Below are 15,530 nucleotides of genomic sequence, written 5' to 3'. Positions count from 1 at the left end.
CGGCGCGCACGGTCCCAGCTCAGTCGGATTCGAGGGTGACCGGCACGTCCACCTGCCTGCCATCGCGGATCAACTGCACGTTCACCGTGTCGCCGATCTTGTGCTGCTGCACGGCGACCACCAGTTCGTCGGGCCCGGTGACCTCACGGTCGCCGATGCGCACCACCACGTCGCCCTCGACGATGCCTGCCTTGTCGGCGGGGCTGCCGGGCGCCACGTCGGCGACGGCGGCACCGCTCATCACCTCGTTGGCGACAGTCTTGGTGCGCGCGCTCAGGCCGATCACCGGGTGGTGCATCTGGCCGTCGCGGATCAGCGTCTGGGTGACCGTGGTCATCACGTCGACCGGGATGGCGAAGCCGAGGCCCACCGAACCGCCGGTCTCGCTGCGGATGGCGGTGTTGATGCCGACCACGCGACCTTCCATGTCGACCAGCGCGCCACCGGAGTTACCCGGGTTGATCGCGGCGTCGGTCTGCACGGCGTCGATCACCGCGTTGGTGTCGCTACCCTCGCCCGCCAGCTTCACGGGCCGGTGCAGGGCGCTGACGATGCCGGAGGTGACGGTCTTGCTCAGGCCGAGCGGCGAACCGACGGCCAGGACGTCGTCGCCGACCTGCACATCGGCGGACTTGCCGAGATTGGCGACGGTCAGGTTCTTCGCCTCGACCTTGAGCACCGCGAGGTCGGTCTTGGGATCGCGCCCGACGATCTGCGCGGGCACCCTGGTGCCGTCGGAGAACTGCACCTGGATGGCGGCCCGGTTGGACTTGTCGGTCGCGGCCATCGAGATCACGTGATTGTTGGTGACGACGTAACCGCCGCCGTCGATCACCACGCCGGAACCGGTGGCGCCGTTGTCGCCGACGGTGACCCGGATCGAGACCACCGAGGGCAGAACGGCATTGGCGACCGCGGCGATCTGGCTGTGTGGTGTCTCGGTGCCCGCGCTCTGATCGAGGGTCACCTTGCGCGAGGTGAGGGTGGACGCGGTCTCGGCGGTGACCCGGCCGACCAGCCCGCCGACGACGGCGATACCGAGGGCGAGGACGGCCAGCAGCGCGAGGGCCTTCGGCGCGACGCGCGAACCGAACAACACCTCGCGGGCGCTCAGCTTGGTCGCGACCGGCAGCCGGGCAGGCGGGGGAGTGTCGACGGCCGGTGCGCCGAGCCGGGCGGCGGCGTCGGGATCGCGCCACGGATCCACCGGACCCGCGACGACCGTCTTCGGTTCGCCGGCGCCGGGCTCGCGCTGCAGCAGCTCCGACGAGCCTTCCGGCCGGGCGAACGCCTCGGCGAGCACACCGTCCGGCGGGCGCTGGACGAGTCCTTCGTCGGCGCCGTTGTTCGTGGCGCGCTGTGGGTCGTGCGGGGCGAACGAACCGGCCTGGCCGTTCGGGCGACGGAAGGCACGCGCGGTGTGGCTGTCGATGTGCGGCCGGTAGACCGGGCGCGGACCGAGACTCGGCGCGTCGGACGGGCGCAGCGTGCCCCGCGCGTCATTCGTTGATTCTGCCCCCGAACCCGAGTGCTCGGCCGATCCGGAATTCGTCGATTCGCCAGTCACGTCCGAGACTCTACTTGCGCCGCCACGTTGTCCACCGGGTCGCGGTGAAGGAATCTGTGATGAATCCGAGAAATGCCTCGTTACGGCGCTGCGGTTCGGGTGCGTTGCCGGGCAGATCGGCCAGCGGGATGCGCGAGAGGCTGTCGTGCAGGCTGCGCGGAATCGCGACCTCGGCGGCCCGGCGCAGCGCGATCCGCGCCTGCTGCTGCGCGTCGACCTCGGCCGCGCATTCGGGGCAGACCGAAAGATGCTGGGCGGCACGCAGATAGGCGTTCATCCGCAGCTCGCCGTCGACGAAGGCCGCGACGGCCTCACTGGCCAAATGCTCGGTGGGCTGAAAGCGCGGTGGGCGACCTGCGGCATTGGGGTCCACACTCATGCGGATTTCTTCCTTCCGACCGACATCACCTGAGCCACCAGGCGACGTCGAAACACCCGTCACGCTGTGTGGGCTTCAGCGGAGTACCGCTGCTCACTTCCATTATGCGCAAGGTACTCGCGCAGTGCCTGACGTCCGCGGTGGATCCGGCTTCGCACGGTGCCCAGCTTCACGCCGAGCGTGGCGCCGATCTCCTCGTAGGACAGACCCTCGATGTCACAGAGCACGACCGCGGCGCGGAATTCCGGCGCCAGCGAATCGAGTGCTTTCTGCAGGTCGGGGTCGAGGCGGGAATCGTGGTAGGCGTCTTCGGGGGTGGGGCCTTCGGCGGGCACCCGGTCGTAGTCCTCGGGCAGCGCCTCCATGCGGATGCGGTTGCGGCGGCGGACCATGTCGAGGAACAGGTTGGTGGTGATGCGGTGCAGCCAGCCCTCGAAGGTGCCGGGTTGGTAGTTCTGCAACGAGCGGAAGACCCGGATGAACGTGTCCTGGGTGAGGTCTTCGGCGTCCTGGGCGTCGCCGGACAGGCGGTAGGCCAGGCGGTATACCCGGTCGGCGTGTTCGCGGACCAGTTCGTCCCAGGAGGGCATGGCGGCGCGATCGCCCGTCGCGTCGAAGGCGGCGGTGCCGGTGAGTTCGGCGTCTTCGGCTGCTGCCGCCAGGAGATCAGCGGGCAGAGTCTGGTCGGTGGCGTCTTGACGTGCCGTGTCTACCATCGGGATGGGACACCTCCTACTCGGGACCGCTGGCACGAAACCTGGCTGGTCCGGGTCAGCGAACCTTGCTTATCGACAATCAACCAGCAACTGTGTGCGGTTGTTCCCGAGTCTCGTGCCCGCCGCGATCGGCTGGCCTTGCGTAGGGCAACTATTTCCTGCCCTGATATGGGTCAGGTGTGGAGATCCTGAGTGTGACCTGAGAATTCTGGTCGGACTAGAGCCTAGTCCGGTCGGCAACGGAGAACCAGCAGTTCGGGGCGGGTTGTGACCTATCCGCAAACTTCCGGCAATTGGTCGGGATCTGTGCGACACAGTGCCGGATCGGTCCCTTTGCTGAATACACAGACCCCTTCTGTGACATAGCCTCATAACCGTGGCATCGAACGTGGAGCGGAACCTGGCGTATGTGGAGGAGTCCGTCGTCGAGGACGAGGTCCTGCTGGAAGCGCGCGAGCGGGCCACCGAATTGGGCGCGGCGCCGGTGCCCGCGGCGGTCGGTGCGCTGCTGAGCATGTACGCGCAGATGCTGGGCGCGCGCTCGGTGGTCGAGGTGGGTACGGGGGCGGGCGTCAGCGGGCTGTGGCTGCTCGACGGCATGCGTGAGGACGGGACGCTGACGACGATCGACTCCGAACCCGAGCATCAGCGCGCGGCCAAGGAAGCGTTCCGGACCGCGGAGATCGCGCCGTCACGCACGCGCCTGATCAACGGGCGCGCGCTGGACGTGTTGCCCCGGCTGGCCGATGGGTCCTACGACCTGGTCTTCATCGACGCGGCGCCGATGGAACATCCGAATTACGTCGAACAGGGTGTGCGGTTGCTGCGTGCGGGTGGCGCGTTCATCCTCAACAACGCGCTGCTCGGTGGGCGGGTTCCTGATCAGGCGCAGCGCGACCCTGCCACGCAGGCGGTGCGGGCGGCTACTCGCGCGATCGCGGAGAACCCCGAGCTCACGAGCGTGCTGATTCCCATCGGTGACGGGTTGCTCTGCGCGTCGCGGGGTTGATCCCTGTTCTCGGCGCGCCTCCGCCGATGGACTGACCGAAGGGTGCGACGAAGAAGTGCCCGTAGCGAGGGAAGAGGTGGAGTCGAGCGCCGAGAACCGCGGCGCCGGCCGCCAATGTTTCAGCCGACCCAGATGCCCTTGCCGACGGTGACGACCCCGCCGTTGCTGACAGCGAAACGTTCCCGGTCACGGTCGAGATCGAGGCCGATGATCTCGCCCTCGCCGACCACCACGTTCTTGTCGAGGATCGCGTGGCGCACGACAGCGCCACGCCCGATCCGCACACCGGGCATCAACACACTGCCCTCGACCGTGGCGCCGTCCTCGATCACCACGTTCGAGCTCAGCACCGAGTTGCGGACCGTGGCCGCCGACAGGATCGAGCCCGCCCCGACGATCGACTCCTGGGCGAGCCCGCCCTGGGCGAATTTCGCGGGCGGCAGGTTCTCGGCGGCGCCGCGGATCGGCCAGTGCTTGTTGTAGAGATTGAACACGGGGTGCACCGAGACCAGGTCCATGTGCGCCTCGTAGAAGGCGTCGATGGTGCCGACGTCGCGCCAGTAGCCGCGATCGCGTTCGGTGGCGCCGGGGACGTCGTTGTCGGCGAAGTCGTAGACGGCGGCCTTGCCGTCGGCGACCAGCTTCGGGATGATGTCGCCGCCCATATCGTGGTCGGAGTCGGAGTTCTCCGCGTCGGCGCGGATGGCGTCGACGAGCACGCGGGTGGTGAACACGTAGTTGCCCATCGACGCGAACGTCACGTTCGGGTCGTCGGGGGTGCCCGGTGGGTGCGCGGGCTTCTCCAGGAACTGGGTGATCTTGCCCGACTCGTCGGAGTCGATGCAGCCGAACGCGCTCGCCTCCGCCCTCGGCACCCGGATGCCCGCCACGGTGACGCCGGCGCCCGAGGCGATATGGCTGGCCACCATCTGCTCCGGGTCCATCCGGTACACGTGGTCGGCGCCGAACACCACGATGTAATCGGGGTCCTCGTCGTAGATCAGGTTGAGCGACTGCATGATCGCGTCGGCGCTGCCGGTGTACCAGCGCGGCCCGAGCCGCTGCTGCGCCGGCACCGGAGTGATGTACTCACCGGTGAATCCGGACAGGCGCCAGGTCTGGGAGATATGGCGATCGAGCGAATGCGACTTGTACTGGGTGAGCACGCACAGGCGCAGGTATCCCGCGTTCACGAGGTTGCTCAACACGAAGTCGATCAGCCGGTACGCGCCACCGAACGGAACGGCGGGCTTGGCCCGGTCGGCCGTGAGCGGAAACAGTCGTTTGCCCTCGCCACCGGCGAGCACGATCCCGAGTACGTGCGGCTGGCTCCTCACCCTGCTCAAAGTACAGTGCCAGCGCGGCTACGGTGGCCCATGTCGACCCGAGGGTCTAATTTGAGGCTGTGAGTGATGGTGGCGCTGGCGAGCGGACGCAGGCGGAATCGCTGCGGGTCGCCATGCTGACCCGCGAGTATCCGCCCGAGGTGTACGGCGGTGCGGGAGTTCATGTCACCGAACTCACTTCCCGGTTGCGTGAGCTCTGCGACGTCACCGTGCACTGCATGGGCGCGCCGCGCAACAGTGCCGTGGTGCACCGCCCCGACCCCGAGTTGTATGCCGCCAACGCCGCGTTGCAGATGATGTCGGCGCAGTTGCGGATGGCCGATGCGGCGGGCGGTGTGGACGTGGTGCACTCGCATACCTGGTACGCGGGGTTGGCCGGTCACCTGGCCGCCATGCTGTACGGGATTCCGCATGTGCTCACGGCGCATTCGCTGGAACCGCGCAGGCCGTGGAAGGCCGAGCAGCTCGGCGGGGGGTACCGGCTGTCGTCGTGGTCGGAACGCACGGCGATGGAGCATGCCGATGCGGTGATCGCGGTGAGCGAGGGCATGCGTCACGACGTGCTCGACGCGTACCCCGCGATCGACCCCGATCGAGTCCATGTGGTGCACAACGGGATCGACGCTCAGGTGTGGCATCCCGGCCCGCCGGCCGGGGAGCGGCCGGTGCTCGAACGGCTCGGGGTACGCGCCGATCTGCCGATCGTGTCGTTCGTCGGGCGGATCACGCGACAGAAGGGCGTCGGGCATCTGCTCGCCGCGGCCGCCGCGTTCGACCCGGATATCCAGTTGGTGCTGTGCGCGGGTGCGGCCGATACCAAGGAACTCGAGGTGGAGGTCGCCGAGGCCGTCGACGGATTGCAGCGGCAGCGCGGCAACGTCTTCTGGGTGAAGGAGATGCTGCCCGCCGAACAGGTCCGCCAGATCCTGTCCGCCTCTACGGTCTTCGTGTGCCCGTCGGTCTACGAACCGCTCGGCATCGTGAATCTGGAGGCGATGGCGTGCGCGACCGCGGTCGTGGCTTCCGATGTGGGCGGGATTCCCGAGGTGGTCGACGACGGGGTCACCGGTCGGTTGGTGCACTACGACCCCGAAGCGACGGGCGAGTACGAGCTGGGGCTCGCGGCTGCTGTGAACGAGGTCGCGGGTGATCCGGCGCTGTCGGTGCGCTACGGCGAGGCCGGGCGGGCACGCGCGATCGCGGAGTTCGATTGGGCGCGAATCGCCGAGCGCACGCTCGAGGTGTATCGGAGCGTGCTGCGCTAGTGCTCGGTGCGTACCCGGGGCTGTGTGTGTGGGGTCCTCGCGCGTGCGTCGTCGGGTGCGGTGCTGTCGGCGGGGAAGGATCGCGGGCTGATCGGTGCGAATGCGGTCAGCGGTTCGGCGAGTAGGTCGACACCGTCACCGAGGCCGTTACTTCGGTGATGTCGGGTAGCGCCGCGATGCGCGGGTCGTCGGCGGGGGTGCCGTGGAAGGCCGACGGGCCCATCGCGACGACGTTGGTGATGTCGGTGCGGGACAGCTTCATCGGGAACTCGACGGGGGTGTGGGTGGTACGGGTGAAGGTGTCGGCCAGTGCGTCGGCCAGGCGGCGGTCCTTGTCGGGGTCGACGCGCACCATGCCGAGGGGGCCGATCAGCTCGCCCAGGTGACGAGCGGTGGGCGTGACGACGACGAAGCGTCCGCCGGGTGCGAGGACGCGGGCGACTTCGGCGGGGTTGCGCGGGGCGAAGACGGAGAGGACTCCGGTGAGGGTGCCGTCGCGCAGGGGTAGGCCGCGCCAGGCGTCGGCCAGTACGGACGCCGCTCGGGGGTGTGCGCGGGCGGCTCGGCGGGCGGCGGGCTTGGCCACGTCCAAGGCGATGCCGAAGCGGCTGGGGTACGCGTCGAGGACGTCGGCGAGGTAGTAGCCCGTGCCCGCGCCGATCTCGAGCACCGCGTCGGCGTCGGTAGGCGCATCGAAGGCGTGCGCTATCGCCGCGGCGATCGGGGCGAAATGGCCCGCGCCCTGGAAAGCGGCGCGGGCGTCGAGCATGTCGGCGGTGTCGCCGGTCATTTTCGTCGATGCGCCGGTCAGCAGTCCGACATAACCCTGGCGGGCGATGTCGAAGCTGTGACCGGTACCGCATCGCAGCGCACGATCGTGCGGATGCAGTTCGTCGCCGCACTCCGGACAGGCCAGAAGTGCGGCGACCTCGGTCAGCGCACTCAGCTGGTGACGCTCTTCAGTTCGTCACCGAGCGCCGCAGCCTCGTCCGGTGTGAGTTCGACGACCAGACGCCCGCCACCCTCGAGTGGAACCCGCATGACGATTCCACGACCTTCCTTGGTTGCTTCGAGGGGACCGTCCCCGGTACGGGGCTTCATGGCCGCCATCCTCTGCTCCCTCCAGATCTGCGCGGTGGTTCTGCGCACTGTTTCTCGTCTGCCGGTTGTCGCCAACCAGCGGGCTCGCCGGGTGTTCGGCGGGCCACACCGGTCCTATTCTTCCCTATTGCCGCCGCGGGCGGACACCTGAGTACGAAATGTGACTGCTGAGTCGGTTCCGTTCGGTACCGCTCTCACCCAGCAAACATCCAGGTGATCGTCCACCATGCCGGTTGCCTGCATGAGGGCATACGCCGTCGTCGGGCCCACGAAAGCGAACCCGCGACGCTTCAATTCCTTTGCCAGAGCAATGGATTCGGGTGTGGTGGCGGGCACATTCGCGATCGAGGTCGGCCGTGGGCGTGGCGCGGGTGCGAACGACCACACCAGCTCGTCGAGGCTCACCGGCAGGTCGCGAGCAACCCGGGCGTTGTTGATCACCGCGTCGATCTTGGCGCGGTTACGCACGATGCCCGCGTCGGCCAGCAGCCGCGCGCGGTCGTGATCGTCGAACTCGGCGACCTTCGCGATCTCGAATCCGGCGAACGCGGTGCGAAAGGCGGGCCGCTTGCGAAGGACGGTGATCCACGCCAGGCCGGACTGGAATGCCTCGAGGCAGAGCCGTTCGAACATGGCGTCGTCGCCGTGCAGGGGCTGCCCCCACTCGGTGTCGTGGTAATCGCGGTAGAGCTGGGAGCCGGTCGACCAGTCGCAGCGAACCAGTCCGTCGTCGGCGAGCTCGCTCACCCGCGCTCCTGGCCCGCCGTCGCCTGGGCCTGCCAGTGCCGGGCCTGCGCTAACTCGAACTCCAGCTCATCGATCCGCTCGGCCAGCCTGCCCAGCGCCCAGTCGACCTCGCCGGCCTTGTACCCGCGCACCACCTGCTGGAACCGCAACGCCCGCACATCGGCCCCCGAGACCCCGTCGGCGGGCAGCACGGTAGCGGTGGTCCCCTCGGGCAGCGGCCCGAGTTCCTCGCCCCGCCCGAACACCGCACTCGCGACGAGGAACAGCATCGCCGCGACCAACCCGACGATGAGCACGTAAAGAAGCAGCGTCAGCATCTTCCCAGCCTAGGCAAAGCCACCGACAACCCCCGAATCAGAGATGGCGGGTGGTGTCGATTCCCAGCGACATGCCCGCGAGGCCGCGCTTGCGGACGGCGAGTTTGTCGGCGATGTCGAGCAGGGCGACCGCGGCCGGGCTGGTCGGGTCGGACAGGACGATCGGTGTGCCTTCGTCGCCGCCTTCGCGCAGCGCCTGTTCCAGGGGGACCTGGCCGAGAAGCGGTACGTTCGCGCCGACCGCGCGGGTGAGCCGGTCCGCGACCTCTTGACCGCCTCCGGAGCCGAAGAACTCCATCCGGGAACCGTCAGGTAGGGCGAGCCAGGACATGTTCTCGACTACGCCCGCGATGCGCTGGCGGGTCTGCAGGGCGATCGCGCCCGCACGCTCGGCCACTTCGGCGGCAGCAGGCTGCGGGGTGGTGACGACCAGGATCTCGGCGCCGGGGATGAGCTGGGCGATGGAGATCGCGACGTCGCCGGTGCCGGGTGGCAGGTCGAGCAGCAGCACGTCCAGGTCGCCCCAGAACACGTCGGCGAGGAACTGCTGCAGCGCGCGGTGCAGCATCGGCCCACGCCACACCACGGGGGTGTTGCCCTGGGTGAACTGCGCGATCGAGATCATCTTCACGTCGTGCGCGACCGGCGGCATGATCATCCGCTCGACCTGGGTCGGCTTGGCGTCGGAGCCGAGCATGCGCGGGATGGAGTGGCCGTAGATATCGGCGTCGAGCACGCCGACCGACAGCCCGCGCTGCGCCAACGCGACGGCGAGGTTGGCGGTGACGCTGGACTTGCCGACGCCACCCTTACCGGAAGCCACCGCGTAGACGCGGGTCAGCGAGCCCGGCTGGGCGAACGGAATGATCGGCTCGGCCGAATCCCCACGCAGCGACTTGCGTAGCTCGGTGCGCTGCTCATCGCTCATCACATCGAGATCGACGGTCACCGCCCCCGCACCGTTGACGTCCGCGACGGCCTTGGTGACCCGCTGAATGATCTCGGTCCGCAACGGGCACCCGGAGGTGGTCAGGTAGATCTCGATGTGCACATCACCGCTGTCGGCGATGGCGATGGACTTGACCATCCCCAACTCGGTGATCGGTTTGCGGATCTCCGGGTCGTCGACCTTCGCGAGCGCCGCCCGCACATCCGCTTCCGTAATCACTGACATACCCCGATGTTATGCGTCGACGGCCACCTAGTGGATCTGGGGGAGGTCCTGGGGCTTGGGGGCGAGGCCGCTGGAGTAGGAACCCGACCACGCCATCACGTTGGCGACATAGGCCATCGAGTTGTTGTAACGCAGGATCGCCTTCGACTGCTGCGACAGGTCGCGCATGTTCAGGCCGCCGTCGCACAGGTACCGGCCCGCGGTGAGGGCCGCGTCGAAGAGGTTCTGTGGGTCGGCGACGCCGTCGGCGTTGCCATCGGCCGCGTAGCGGTGCCAGGTCTCGGGCAGGAACTGCATCGGGCCGATGGCGCGGTCGTAGCCGCCGAGGCCGTCGAGCTCGCCGCCGTCGCTGTCGTGGATGACATTGTTGCCGGAAAGGCTGCCGTCGAGAACGGGCCCGTAGACCGCCTTGATCGGATTGCCCTGCGCGTCGGCTTTGCCGTAGGCGTGGGTGGATTCGACGCGGCCGATGCCGGCCAGCAGCGACCAGGACATCCCGCAGTGCGGATTCTCCACGGCCAGTTGCTGTTCGGCGGTCTGGTAGGCCGCCACGGCGATGCCAGGAATACCGAGCGGGCCCGCGGGCATATCGGCGGACACGCGATCATCCGGCAGCGCAACGGTTTTCACGACCGGCGTAGCCGAGGCCGACTGGCGCGCTTCCGCATGGACGATGTCGGCGATGTCGGCCTGTGGCGCCGCGACCAGGTTGGCCGTCGGCTCCGGGTCGGTGCCGGGCAGCAGGTCGTGCTCGACAGCTGCGTTGGTTGCCGTGGTCGCCTCGGTGGCGGCCGCGGTGACGGCTACCAATCCAGCGGGGACCAAACCGGTCAGTGCGATGAGCGAGCTGCGGCGGACTGTCGCAGGTGACTGTTTCCGATGACGACCCACTGTGTGGTGCCCTCCTCAACCGTGTTGGATGAGAAGAGATTACCGCACCCGAGACCTTTTTGTTACCCCTCTGTGATCTGAGTTTCGGTTTGATTTCTACGGGGCTGGTGCGGGGGCGGGCGGCAGCGGGATGACGATGCCGAACGGCAGCGTGATGCCGGGCTGCTGCGTCGGCGCGACCGGCGCGGGCTCGGCGGGTGCGGGTTCCTCGGCAGGCGCGACACCCGGTTCCGGCGTCTTCTCCGGCGTTTCGGGTGCGGGCTCGACCGGTGCGACGGCAGCCTCCGGGGTGCACGCGGCGGGCTCGACGACCGGCTGCTCGGGCGCGGCCGGATCCTTCGGCGCCGCAGCGCCGTAGGTCTGCTCGGCGGGCTTGCCTGCGGGCTTGTCGGGTTCGAGCGGGTTCGGCATGTCGGCGGGCAGCGGCTGGCTCACGCAGTTCTCGGGCGGGGCGACCGGCGCCGGGCAGAAGATGCCACACGGGATCGGCGGCAGACCGGGCAGCGTGATCATCACCTGGGTCGGCGTGGTGGTCTTCGGTGTGGTGGGCGCGGGCTTGGGGGTGGTGGTTGGCGTATCGGTAGACGCCGCCAGCACATTCGGCGCCACCAGCGGTCCACTGCCCGGCGGGATGATCTCGGGCGAGATGGCCACCTGACTCGGCGCGCCGCCGGTCCGATACGCCGCCGACCAGCTCAGTACGTTGGCCGCGTAGGACATGGAGTTGTTGTAGCGCAGCACCGCGCGCAATTCCTGGGCCGCCTCGCGCAGGTTCATGCCACCCGAGCAGAGGTACTTGCCCGCGGCCAGCGCGGCGTCGAAGACATTGTGCGGATCGGAGGCGCCGTCGCCGTTGCCGTCGGCGGCGTAGTGCACCCAGGTGCTCGGCAGGAACTGCATGGGGCCGAGTGCCCGCACGAATCCGCCGTCGGCTTCCTTGATGATCTCGTTGCCGGGCAGCGTGCCGTCCAGCGCGGGCCCGAAGATCGGCGTCGTCGTCGTTCCGGCGGGGTCGGTGCGACCGCTGCTGGCGTGCCCGGATTCGATCCGGCCGATGCCCGCCAGGAGGTTCCAGGTGAGCCCGCAGCCCGGCTGCGCGGATTCCATGGCCAGCTCCGCGTTGCGGTAGGCGGCGAGCACGATCTCCGGGATGCCGAGCGCGCCGCTACCGGTGGGTAGCGAAATGCTCTGCAGTGGAACGGTTCCCGCGAAGGGTGCGGCGGTGTTGGTGTTGAGCGCCCGCAGTCTGCGCGGTGCTTCCTGCGCGACCGGCAACAGGCCGACGATCTCGGACGGATCGGTTTCGGGTGTGTCCTCGGCGGTGCCTGCCGTGGCGGCCAGCAGGGCCTCCGGCGCGGTCGGCGCGGTGCTCGGTTCGCTGGTGTGCACCCCCGACCCCGAGGCGACGAGACCTGCGACGACAAGGGCCGACATCGTTATCGGAGCAGAGATTCGCACGGCCACACCCTTTTCGTCGAAAAGCGGCGGTCCGCAGAGTCCCCCTCCGGCCCGCCCGGAACAACGTGATCCAGGTTACCTACCGGTCAGGTAGTTGTTGAGCATTTCCGGTCATGCATCTGGAGCACCAGGCGAAATCGGGGCGGAAGAGGGCGTTTGACCGGAGGTTTTCTTGCGGACCGCTTTTCGCTTTTTGTCCGTCTTCGGCGCGCCGTCGGGCGTGGTGACCGCGTCGATCCGGTCGAGCACGTCCTTGATTTCCTCCAGCTCACGGCGCAGATAGTCACGGGTGGCGACCTCACCGACCGCCAAGCGCAGGGATGCGAGTTCACGGGCGAGGAACTCGGTATCGGCCTTGGTCTGCGCGGCCCTGGTGCGATCTTCTTCGAGGGAGACCTTGTCTCTGTTGTCCTGGCGGTTCTGCGCCAGCAGGATCAGCGGCGCGGCGTAGGCGGCCTGGGTGGAGAAGGCCAGGTTGAGCAGGATGAACGGGTACGGGTCCCAGCGCAGTGTCACCGCGAAGACATTGAGCAGCACCCACACGATGACGATCACCGTCTGGATCGCCAGATACCGCCCGGTGCCGAGGAACCGCGCCACCCGCTCGCTGCCCTGCGCGAACGCGTCGGAGTCCCAGTCGAAGCGCAAGCGCGACCCGACCGGCGTCTCCAGCCGCTGCCGTGGTTGATTCTTCTCGCTCACGCCGAACTCCCCTTCGCCAGGCTCGCCTCGATCTGGCCGAGTGCCGGTGGCTCTTCCTCGCGCCAGTCCTCTGGCAGCAGATGATCGAGGACATCGTCGACGGTCACCGCGCCGAGCAGGTGATTCTCCGCGTCGACCACCGGCCCGCACACGAGGTTGTACGTGGCGAAATAGCGGGTCACCGCCGAGAGCGGCAGATCGGGTGACAACGGCGCGAGATCACTGTCGACGATCCCGCCCACCAGATGCGCGGGCGGCTCCCGCAGCAACTGCTGAATATGCACACAGCCCAGATAGCGGCCGGTCGGCGTGGCCGTCGGCGGCCGGACGACGAAGGCCATCGAGGCCAGGGCGGGCGTGAGGTCGGGGTCGCGGACCCGGGCCAGCGCCTCGGCGACGGTCGTCGCGGGCCCGAGCACGATCGGTTTCGGCGTCATCAGGCCGCCCGCGGTGTCAGGGGAGTGCGCGAGCAGCCGGCGCACCGGCTCGGATTCCTCGGGATCCATCAGTGCCAGCAGTGATTCGGCTTCGCTCTCGGGCAGCTCGCCGAGCAGGTCGGCGGCGTCGTCGGGGTCCATCGCCTCCAGCACGTCGGCGGCGCGGCGCACCTCGAGGTGGCCGAGCAGGTCGACCTGGTCGTCGTCGGGCAGTTCCTGGACCACGTCGGCGAGGCGCTCGTCGTCGAGCGCGATCGCCACCTCGATGCGACGTTTCTCCGGCAGCTCGCGCAACCGGTGCGCGACATCCGCCGCGCGCAGCCCCTCGAACTGGGTGAGCAGGGTGGTCACGTCCTGGCCGGGCCGGTCCACCTCGGCGGGGGTGAGCCCGTCGACCTGCGACCACTCCACCACGTGCACCGAGCGCCTGCGCCCGATCCGCCGATGCCCGCGCACCGCGACCCGGCTGACGATCCAGTCCCTGGTCCTGGTCTGCTCGATCCCCAGATCGGCGACGAGCACGTCGACCTCGGCCAGATCCGGCAGATCCGGGTCGTTCACGCGCACCGGCGAATCGAGGATCTGCGCCATGGCGAGGCGCTCGCCGGGGCGCTGGGCGAAGCGGCGCAGGCTCACGGTCCCGGTGTTGAGCGTGACCATGCCCGGTTCGATCGCGGTGACCCGCAGCATCGGCACGAAAATCCGGCGCCGGGTGAGCAATTCGACGACGAGCCCGTGCACGCGTGGCGGCTGGCGCCCGTGCCGGACGGCGACGACCACATCGCGGACCCGGCCGATAGACTCCCCGTCCGGACCCAGCACCGTCAGGCCGGCGAGCCGGGCGACATACACCCTGGTGGTTGCCATGACCATCAGGCTATCGGTCGGAACCGGCCGACAGAGTCAGGAGGCGCTCCTCATGAAGCCACGTCGTTCGGTACTCGCGGTGCCGGGTAGCAACCCGAAGATGATCGCGAAAGCGAAGACGCTACCGGTCGACGAGGTGTTCCTCGACCTGGAGGACGCGGTCGCCCCCGGTGCCAAAGCCGCGGCGCGGGCGAACATCGTCGCGGCGCTGAACGAACCCGGCTGGGGCGCGCAGTTGCGGGTGGTGCGCGTCAACGATTGGTCGACCGAGTGGACCTTCGCCGATGTGATCAGCGTGGTCGAGGGCGCGGGCCGCTGGATCGACGCGATCCTGCTCCCCAAGGTCACCGACGCCGGTCAGGTGCGGGCCCTTGACCTGCTGCTGACCCAGCTGGAGAAGGCGAGCGGCCTCGAGGTGGGCCGGATCGGCATCGAACCGCAGCTCGAGAACGCCCTCGGCCTGCGCAATATCGACGCGATCGCCACCGCGAGCCCGCGCGTGCAGGCGCTGGTGTTCGGGCCCGCCGATTTCATGGCCAGCATCAATATGCGCACGCTGGTCGTCGGCGAGCAGCCGGAGGGCTACGACGTCGGCGATGCCTACCACCACATCCTGATGACGATCCTGCTCGCCGCGCGTGCGCACGGCCTGCAGGCGATCGACGGCCCCTACCTGCAGGTTCGCGATGTCGAGGGGTTCCGTCGAGCCGCAGGCCGCACGGCCGCACTGGGTTTCGACGGCAAATGGGTGCTGCATCCCGGCCAGGTCGAGGCGTGCAACGAGATCTTCAGCCCGCGCCAGGCCGACTACGACCACGCCGAGTTGATCTTGGAGACCTACGCCTTCCACACCTCCGAGGCGGGCGGCGCACGTGGCGCTGTCATGTTGGGGGATGAGATGATCGACGAGGCCAGCGCCAAAATGGCACAGGTGGTAGCCGACAAAGGCCGCGCCGCGGGAATGACAAGGACTGCCGGCTGATCGCCGATAGCCGCCGAGCAGCGCGATGGTGCGTTTCACTGCGGCACAGTCGGTCGACGAATAGCAGAATAGGACTATGACGAATCCCTTGGGCAACTCGAATCGCGGGCGGCAGGCGTTGCCGACGCCGCCGTCGGGCTGGCCGGTCGGCTCCTATCCGACCTACGCCGAGGCGCAGCGTGCGGTCGACTACCTGGCCGACGGGCAGTTCCCGGTGCAGGACGTGACCATCGTCGGTGTCGATCTGATGCAGGTCGAGCGGGTGCTCTACCGGCTGACGTGGGGCAAGGTCATCGGCGGCGGCGTGGTGTCGGGCGCGTGGCTCGGCCTGTTCCTCGGTCTGCTGCTGAGCCTGTTCACCACCACCGGCGGTGCGCTCGGACCACTCGTCGTCGGCCTGCTCGGCGGCATCGTGTTCGGCGTGATCACCACCTCGATCCCGTACGCGGCCACGAAGGGCCAGCGCGATTTCGCCTCGACCATGCAGTTGGTCGCGGGGCGCTACGACGTGCTGTGTGACCCGAAGTCGGCCGAACAGGCCCGCGACATGCTGGCCCGATTGGCCCTGTAGC

Annotated in this window: 17 protein-coding genes; 4 read left to right on the top strand and 13 right to left on the bottom strand. The window is 68.6% G+C overall.

All coding sequences use genetic code 11. The features are described 5' to 3' along the window. Positions 1-19: 19 nt before the first annotated feature. From ACWZHB_RS22970 to sigE, 3 genes are read right to left on the bottom strand one after another with little or no spacing between them, the layout of a single operon-like run. A complete protein-coding gene (locus tag ACWZHB_RS22970) occupies positions 20-1,567 on the bottom strand; it encodes a S1C family serine protease (RefSeq protein ID WP_427903894.1) in 1,548 nt (515 codons plus the stop codon). Between the two features lie 10 nt (positions 1,568-1,577). Further along, entirely contained in the window at positions 1,578-1,946 is a 369-nt protein-coding gene (locus tag ACWZHB_RS22965) for a hypothetical protein (RefSeq protein ID WP_427903893.1), read from the bottom strand. A 59-nt stretch (positions 1,947-2,005) separates the two neighbouring features. Continuing rightward, positions 2,006-2,662 carry an RNA polymerase sigma factor SigE gene (gene sigE / locus ACWZHB_RS22960; RefSeq protein WP_427903892.1) on the bottom strand — a complete coding sequence of 219 codons (657 nt, stop codon included), beginning with the start codon at positions 2,660-2,662 and terminating at the stop codon, positions 2,006-2,008. Positions 2,663-3,038: 376 nt separating this feature from the next. Between sigE and ACWZHB_RS22955 the strand changes: the two genes are divergently transcribed. After that, entirely contained in the window at positions 3,039-3,671 is a 633-nt protein-coding gene (locus tag ACWZHB_RS22955) for an O-methyltransferase (protein ID WP_427903891.1), read from the top strand. 119 nt (positions 3,672-3,790) lie between these two features. Here the strand turns inward: ACWZHB_RS22955 and glgC are convergent, their stop codons facing one another. Next, the gene (glgC, locus tag ACWZHB_RS22950; protein ID WP_378993377.1) at positions 3,791-5,008 is read right to left on the bottom strand and encodes a glucose-1-phosphate adenylyltransferase; all 1,218 of its coding nucleotides are present in this window, start codon (positions 5,006-5,008) and stop codon (positions 3,791-3,793) included. 110 nt (positions 5,009-5,118) lie between these two features. Between glgC and glgA the strand changes: the two genes are divergently transcribed. After that, complete coding sequence (gene glgA / locus ACWZHB_RS22945; RefSeq protein WP_427909270.1) at positions 5,119-6,282, top strand: glycogen synthase; 1,164 nt, start codon at positions 5,119-5,121, stop codon at positions 6,280-6,282. A 106-nt stretch (positions 6,283-6,388) separates the two neighbouring features. Here glgA and ACWZHB_RS22940 read toward each other — a convergent pair whose 3' ends face one another. From ACWZHB_RS22940 to ACWZHB_RS22900, 9 genes are all read right to left on the bottom strand, one after another. Continuing rightward, positions 6,389-7,228, bottom strand: a complete 840-nt coding sequence (locus ACWZHB_RS22940; RefSeq protein ID WP_427909269.1) for a putative RNA methyltransferase — start codon at positions 7,226-7,228, stop codon at positions 6,389-6,391. Next, a complete protein-coding gene (locus ACWZHB_RS22935; RefSeq protein WP_011211259.1) occupies positions 7,225-7,392 on the bottom strand; it encodes a DUF3117 domain-containing protein in 168 nt (55 codons plus the stop codon). Before ACWZHB_RS22935 ends, ACWZHB_RS22940 begins: the two co-directional genes overlap by 4 nt. A gap of 105 nt (positions 7,393-7,497) precedes the next feature. After that, on the bottom strand, positions 7,498-8,130 hold the full coding sequence (locus tag ACWZHB_RS22930; protein WP_427903890.1) for a DNA-3-methyladenine glycosylase I: 633 nt from the start codon (positions 8,128-8,130) through the stop codon (positions 7,498-7,500). After that, positions 8,127-8,447, bottom strand: a complete 321-nt coding sequence (locus ACWZHB_RS22925; RefSeq protein WP_427903889.1) for a DivIVA domain-containing protein — start codon at positions 8,445-8,447, stop codon at positions 8,127-8,129. The genes ACWZHB_RS22930 and ACWZHB_RS22925 overlap by 4 nt, the downstream gene beginning before the upstream one ends. 37 nt (positions 8,448-8,484) lie before the next feature. Further along, on the bottom strand, positions 8,485-9,621 hold the full coding sequence (locus ACWZHB_RS22920) for an Mrp/NBP35 family ATP-binding protein (protein WP_427903888.1): 1,137 nt from the start codon (positions 9,619-9,621) through the stop codon (positions 8,485-8,487). A gap of 27 nt (positions 9,622-9,648) precedes the next feature. Beyond that, positions 9,649-10,512 carry a lytic transglycosylase domain-containing protein gene (locus ACWZHB_RS22915; protein WP_427903887.1) on the bottom strand — a complete coding sequence of 288 codons (864 nt, stop codon included), beginning with the start codon at positions 10,510-10,512 and terminating at the stop codon, positions 9,649-9,651. 96 nt (positions 10,513-10,608) lie between these two features. Then, positions 10,609-11,970 (bottom strand): lytic transglycosylase domain-containing protein, encoded by a 1,362-nt coding sequence (locus ACWZHB_RS22910; RefSeq protein ID WP_427903886.1) that lies wholly within the window; start codon positions 11,968-11,970, stop codon positions 10,609-10,611. A gap of 111 nt (positions 11,971-12,081) precedes the next feature. After that, positions 12,082-12,672, bottom strand: coding sequence for a DUF1003 domain-containing protein (locus ACWZHB_RS22905; RefSeq protein WP_427903885.1), 591 nt, complete (start codon positions 12,670-12,672; stop codon positions 12,082-12,084). Beyond that, positions 12,669-13,976: a magnesium transporter MgtE N-terminal domain-containing protein gene (locus ACWZHB_RS22900; RefSeq protein WP_427903884.1), complete on the bottom strand. Its 1,308-nt coding sequence runs from the start codon at positions 13,974-13,976 to the stop codon at positions 12,669-12,671. Before ACWZHB_RS22900 ends, ACWZHB_RS22905 begins: the two co-directional genes overlap by 4 nt. Before the next feature lie 52 nt (positions 13,977-14,028). On the opposite strand from ACWZHB_RS22900, the gene ACWZHB_RS22895 reads away from it, so the two are divergent. Both ACWZHB_RS22895 and ACWZHB_RS22890 read left to right on the top strand, forming a co-directional pair. After that, complete coding sequence (locus tag ACWZHB_RS22895; RefSeq protein ID WP_427903883.1) at positions 14,029-14,958, top strand: HpcH/HpaI aldolase/citrate lyase family protein; 930 nt, start codon at positions 14,029-14,031, stop codon at positions 14,956-14,958. Between the two features lie 76 nt (positions 14,959-15,034). Beyond that, complete coding sequence (locus ACWZHB_RS22890; protein ID WP_056813349.1) at positions 15,035-15,529, top strand: general stress protein; 495 nt, start codon at positions 15,035-15,037, stop codon at positions 15,527-15,529. Position 15,530 lies beyond the last annotated feature (1 nt).

The sequence above is a fragment of the Nocardia sp. FBN12 genome, assembly GCF_054031145.1.
This window is presented reverse-complemented; position numbering and strand designations above follow the sequence as displayed.

Bases quoted from the DNA above. Each gene is read 5' to 3' on its own strand.
- ACWZHB_RS22965 (WP_427903893.1), bottom strand. From the start codon at position 1,946: ATGAGTGTGGACCCCAATGCCGCAGGTCGCCCACCGCGCTTTCAGCCC.
- sigE (WP_427903892.1), bottom strand. From the start codon at position 2,662: ATGGTAGACACGGCACGTCAAGACGCCACCGACCAGACTCTGCCCGCT.
- ACWZHB_RS22935 (WP_011211259.1), bottom strand. From the start codon at position 7,392: ATGGCGGCCATGAAGCCCCGTACCGGGGACGGTCCCCTCGAAGCAACC.
- ACWZHB_RS22925 (WP_427903889.1), bottom strand. From the start codon at position 8,447: ATGCTGACGCTGCTTCTTTACGTGCTCATCGTCGGGTTGGTCGCGGCG.
- ACWZHB_RS22920 (WP_427903888.1), bottom strand. From the start codon at position 9,621: ATGTCAGTGATTACGGAAGCGGATGTGCGGGCGGCGCTCGCGAAGGTC.
- ACWZHB_RS22900 (WP_427903884.1), bottom strand. From the start codon at position 13,976: ATGGCAACCACCAGGGTGTATGTCGCCCGGCTCGCCGGCCTGACGGTG.
- ACWZHB_RS22895 (WP_427903883.1), top strand. From the start codon at position 14,029: ATGAAGCCACGTCGTTCGGTACTCGCGGTGCCGGGTAGCAACCCGAAG.
- ACWZHB_RS22890 (WP_056813349.1), top strand. From the start codon at position 15,035: ATGACGAATCCCTTGGGCAACTCGAATCGCGGGCGGCAGGCGTTGCCG.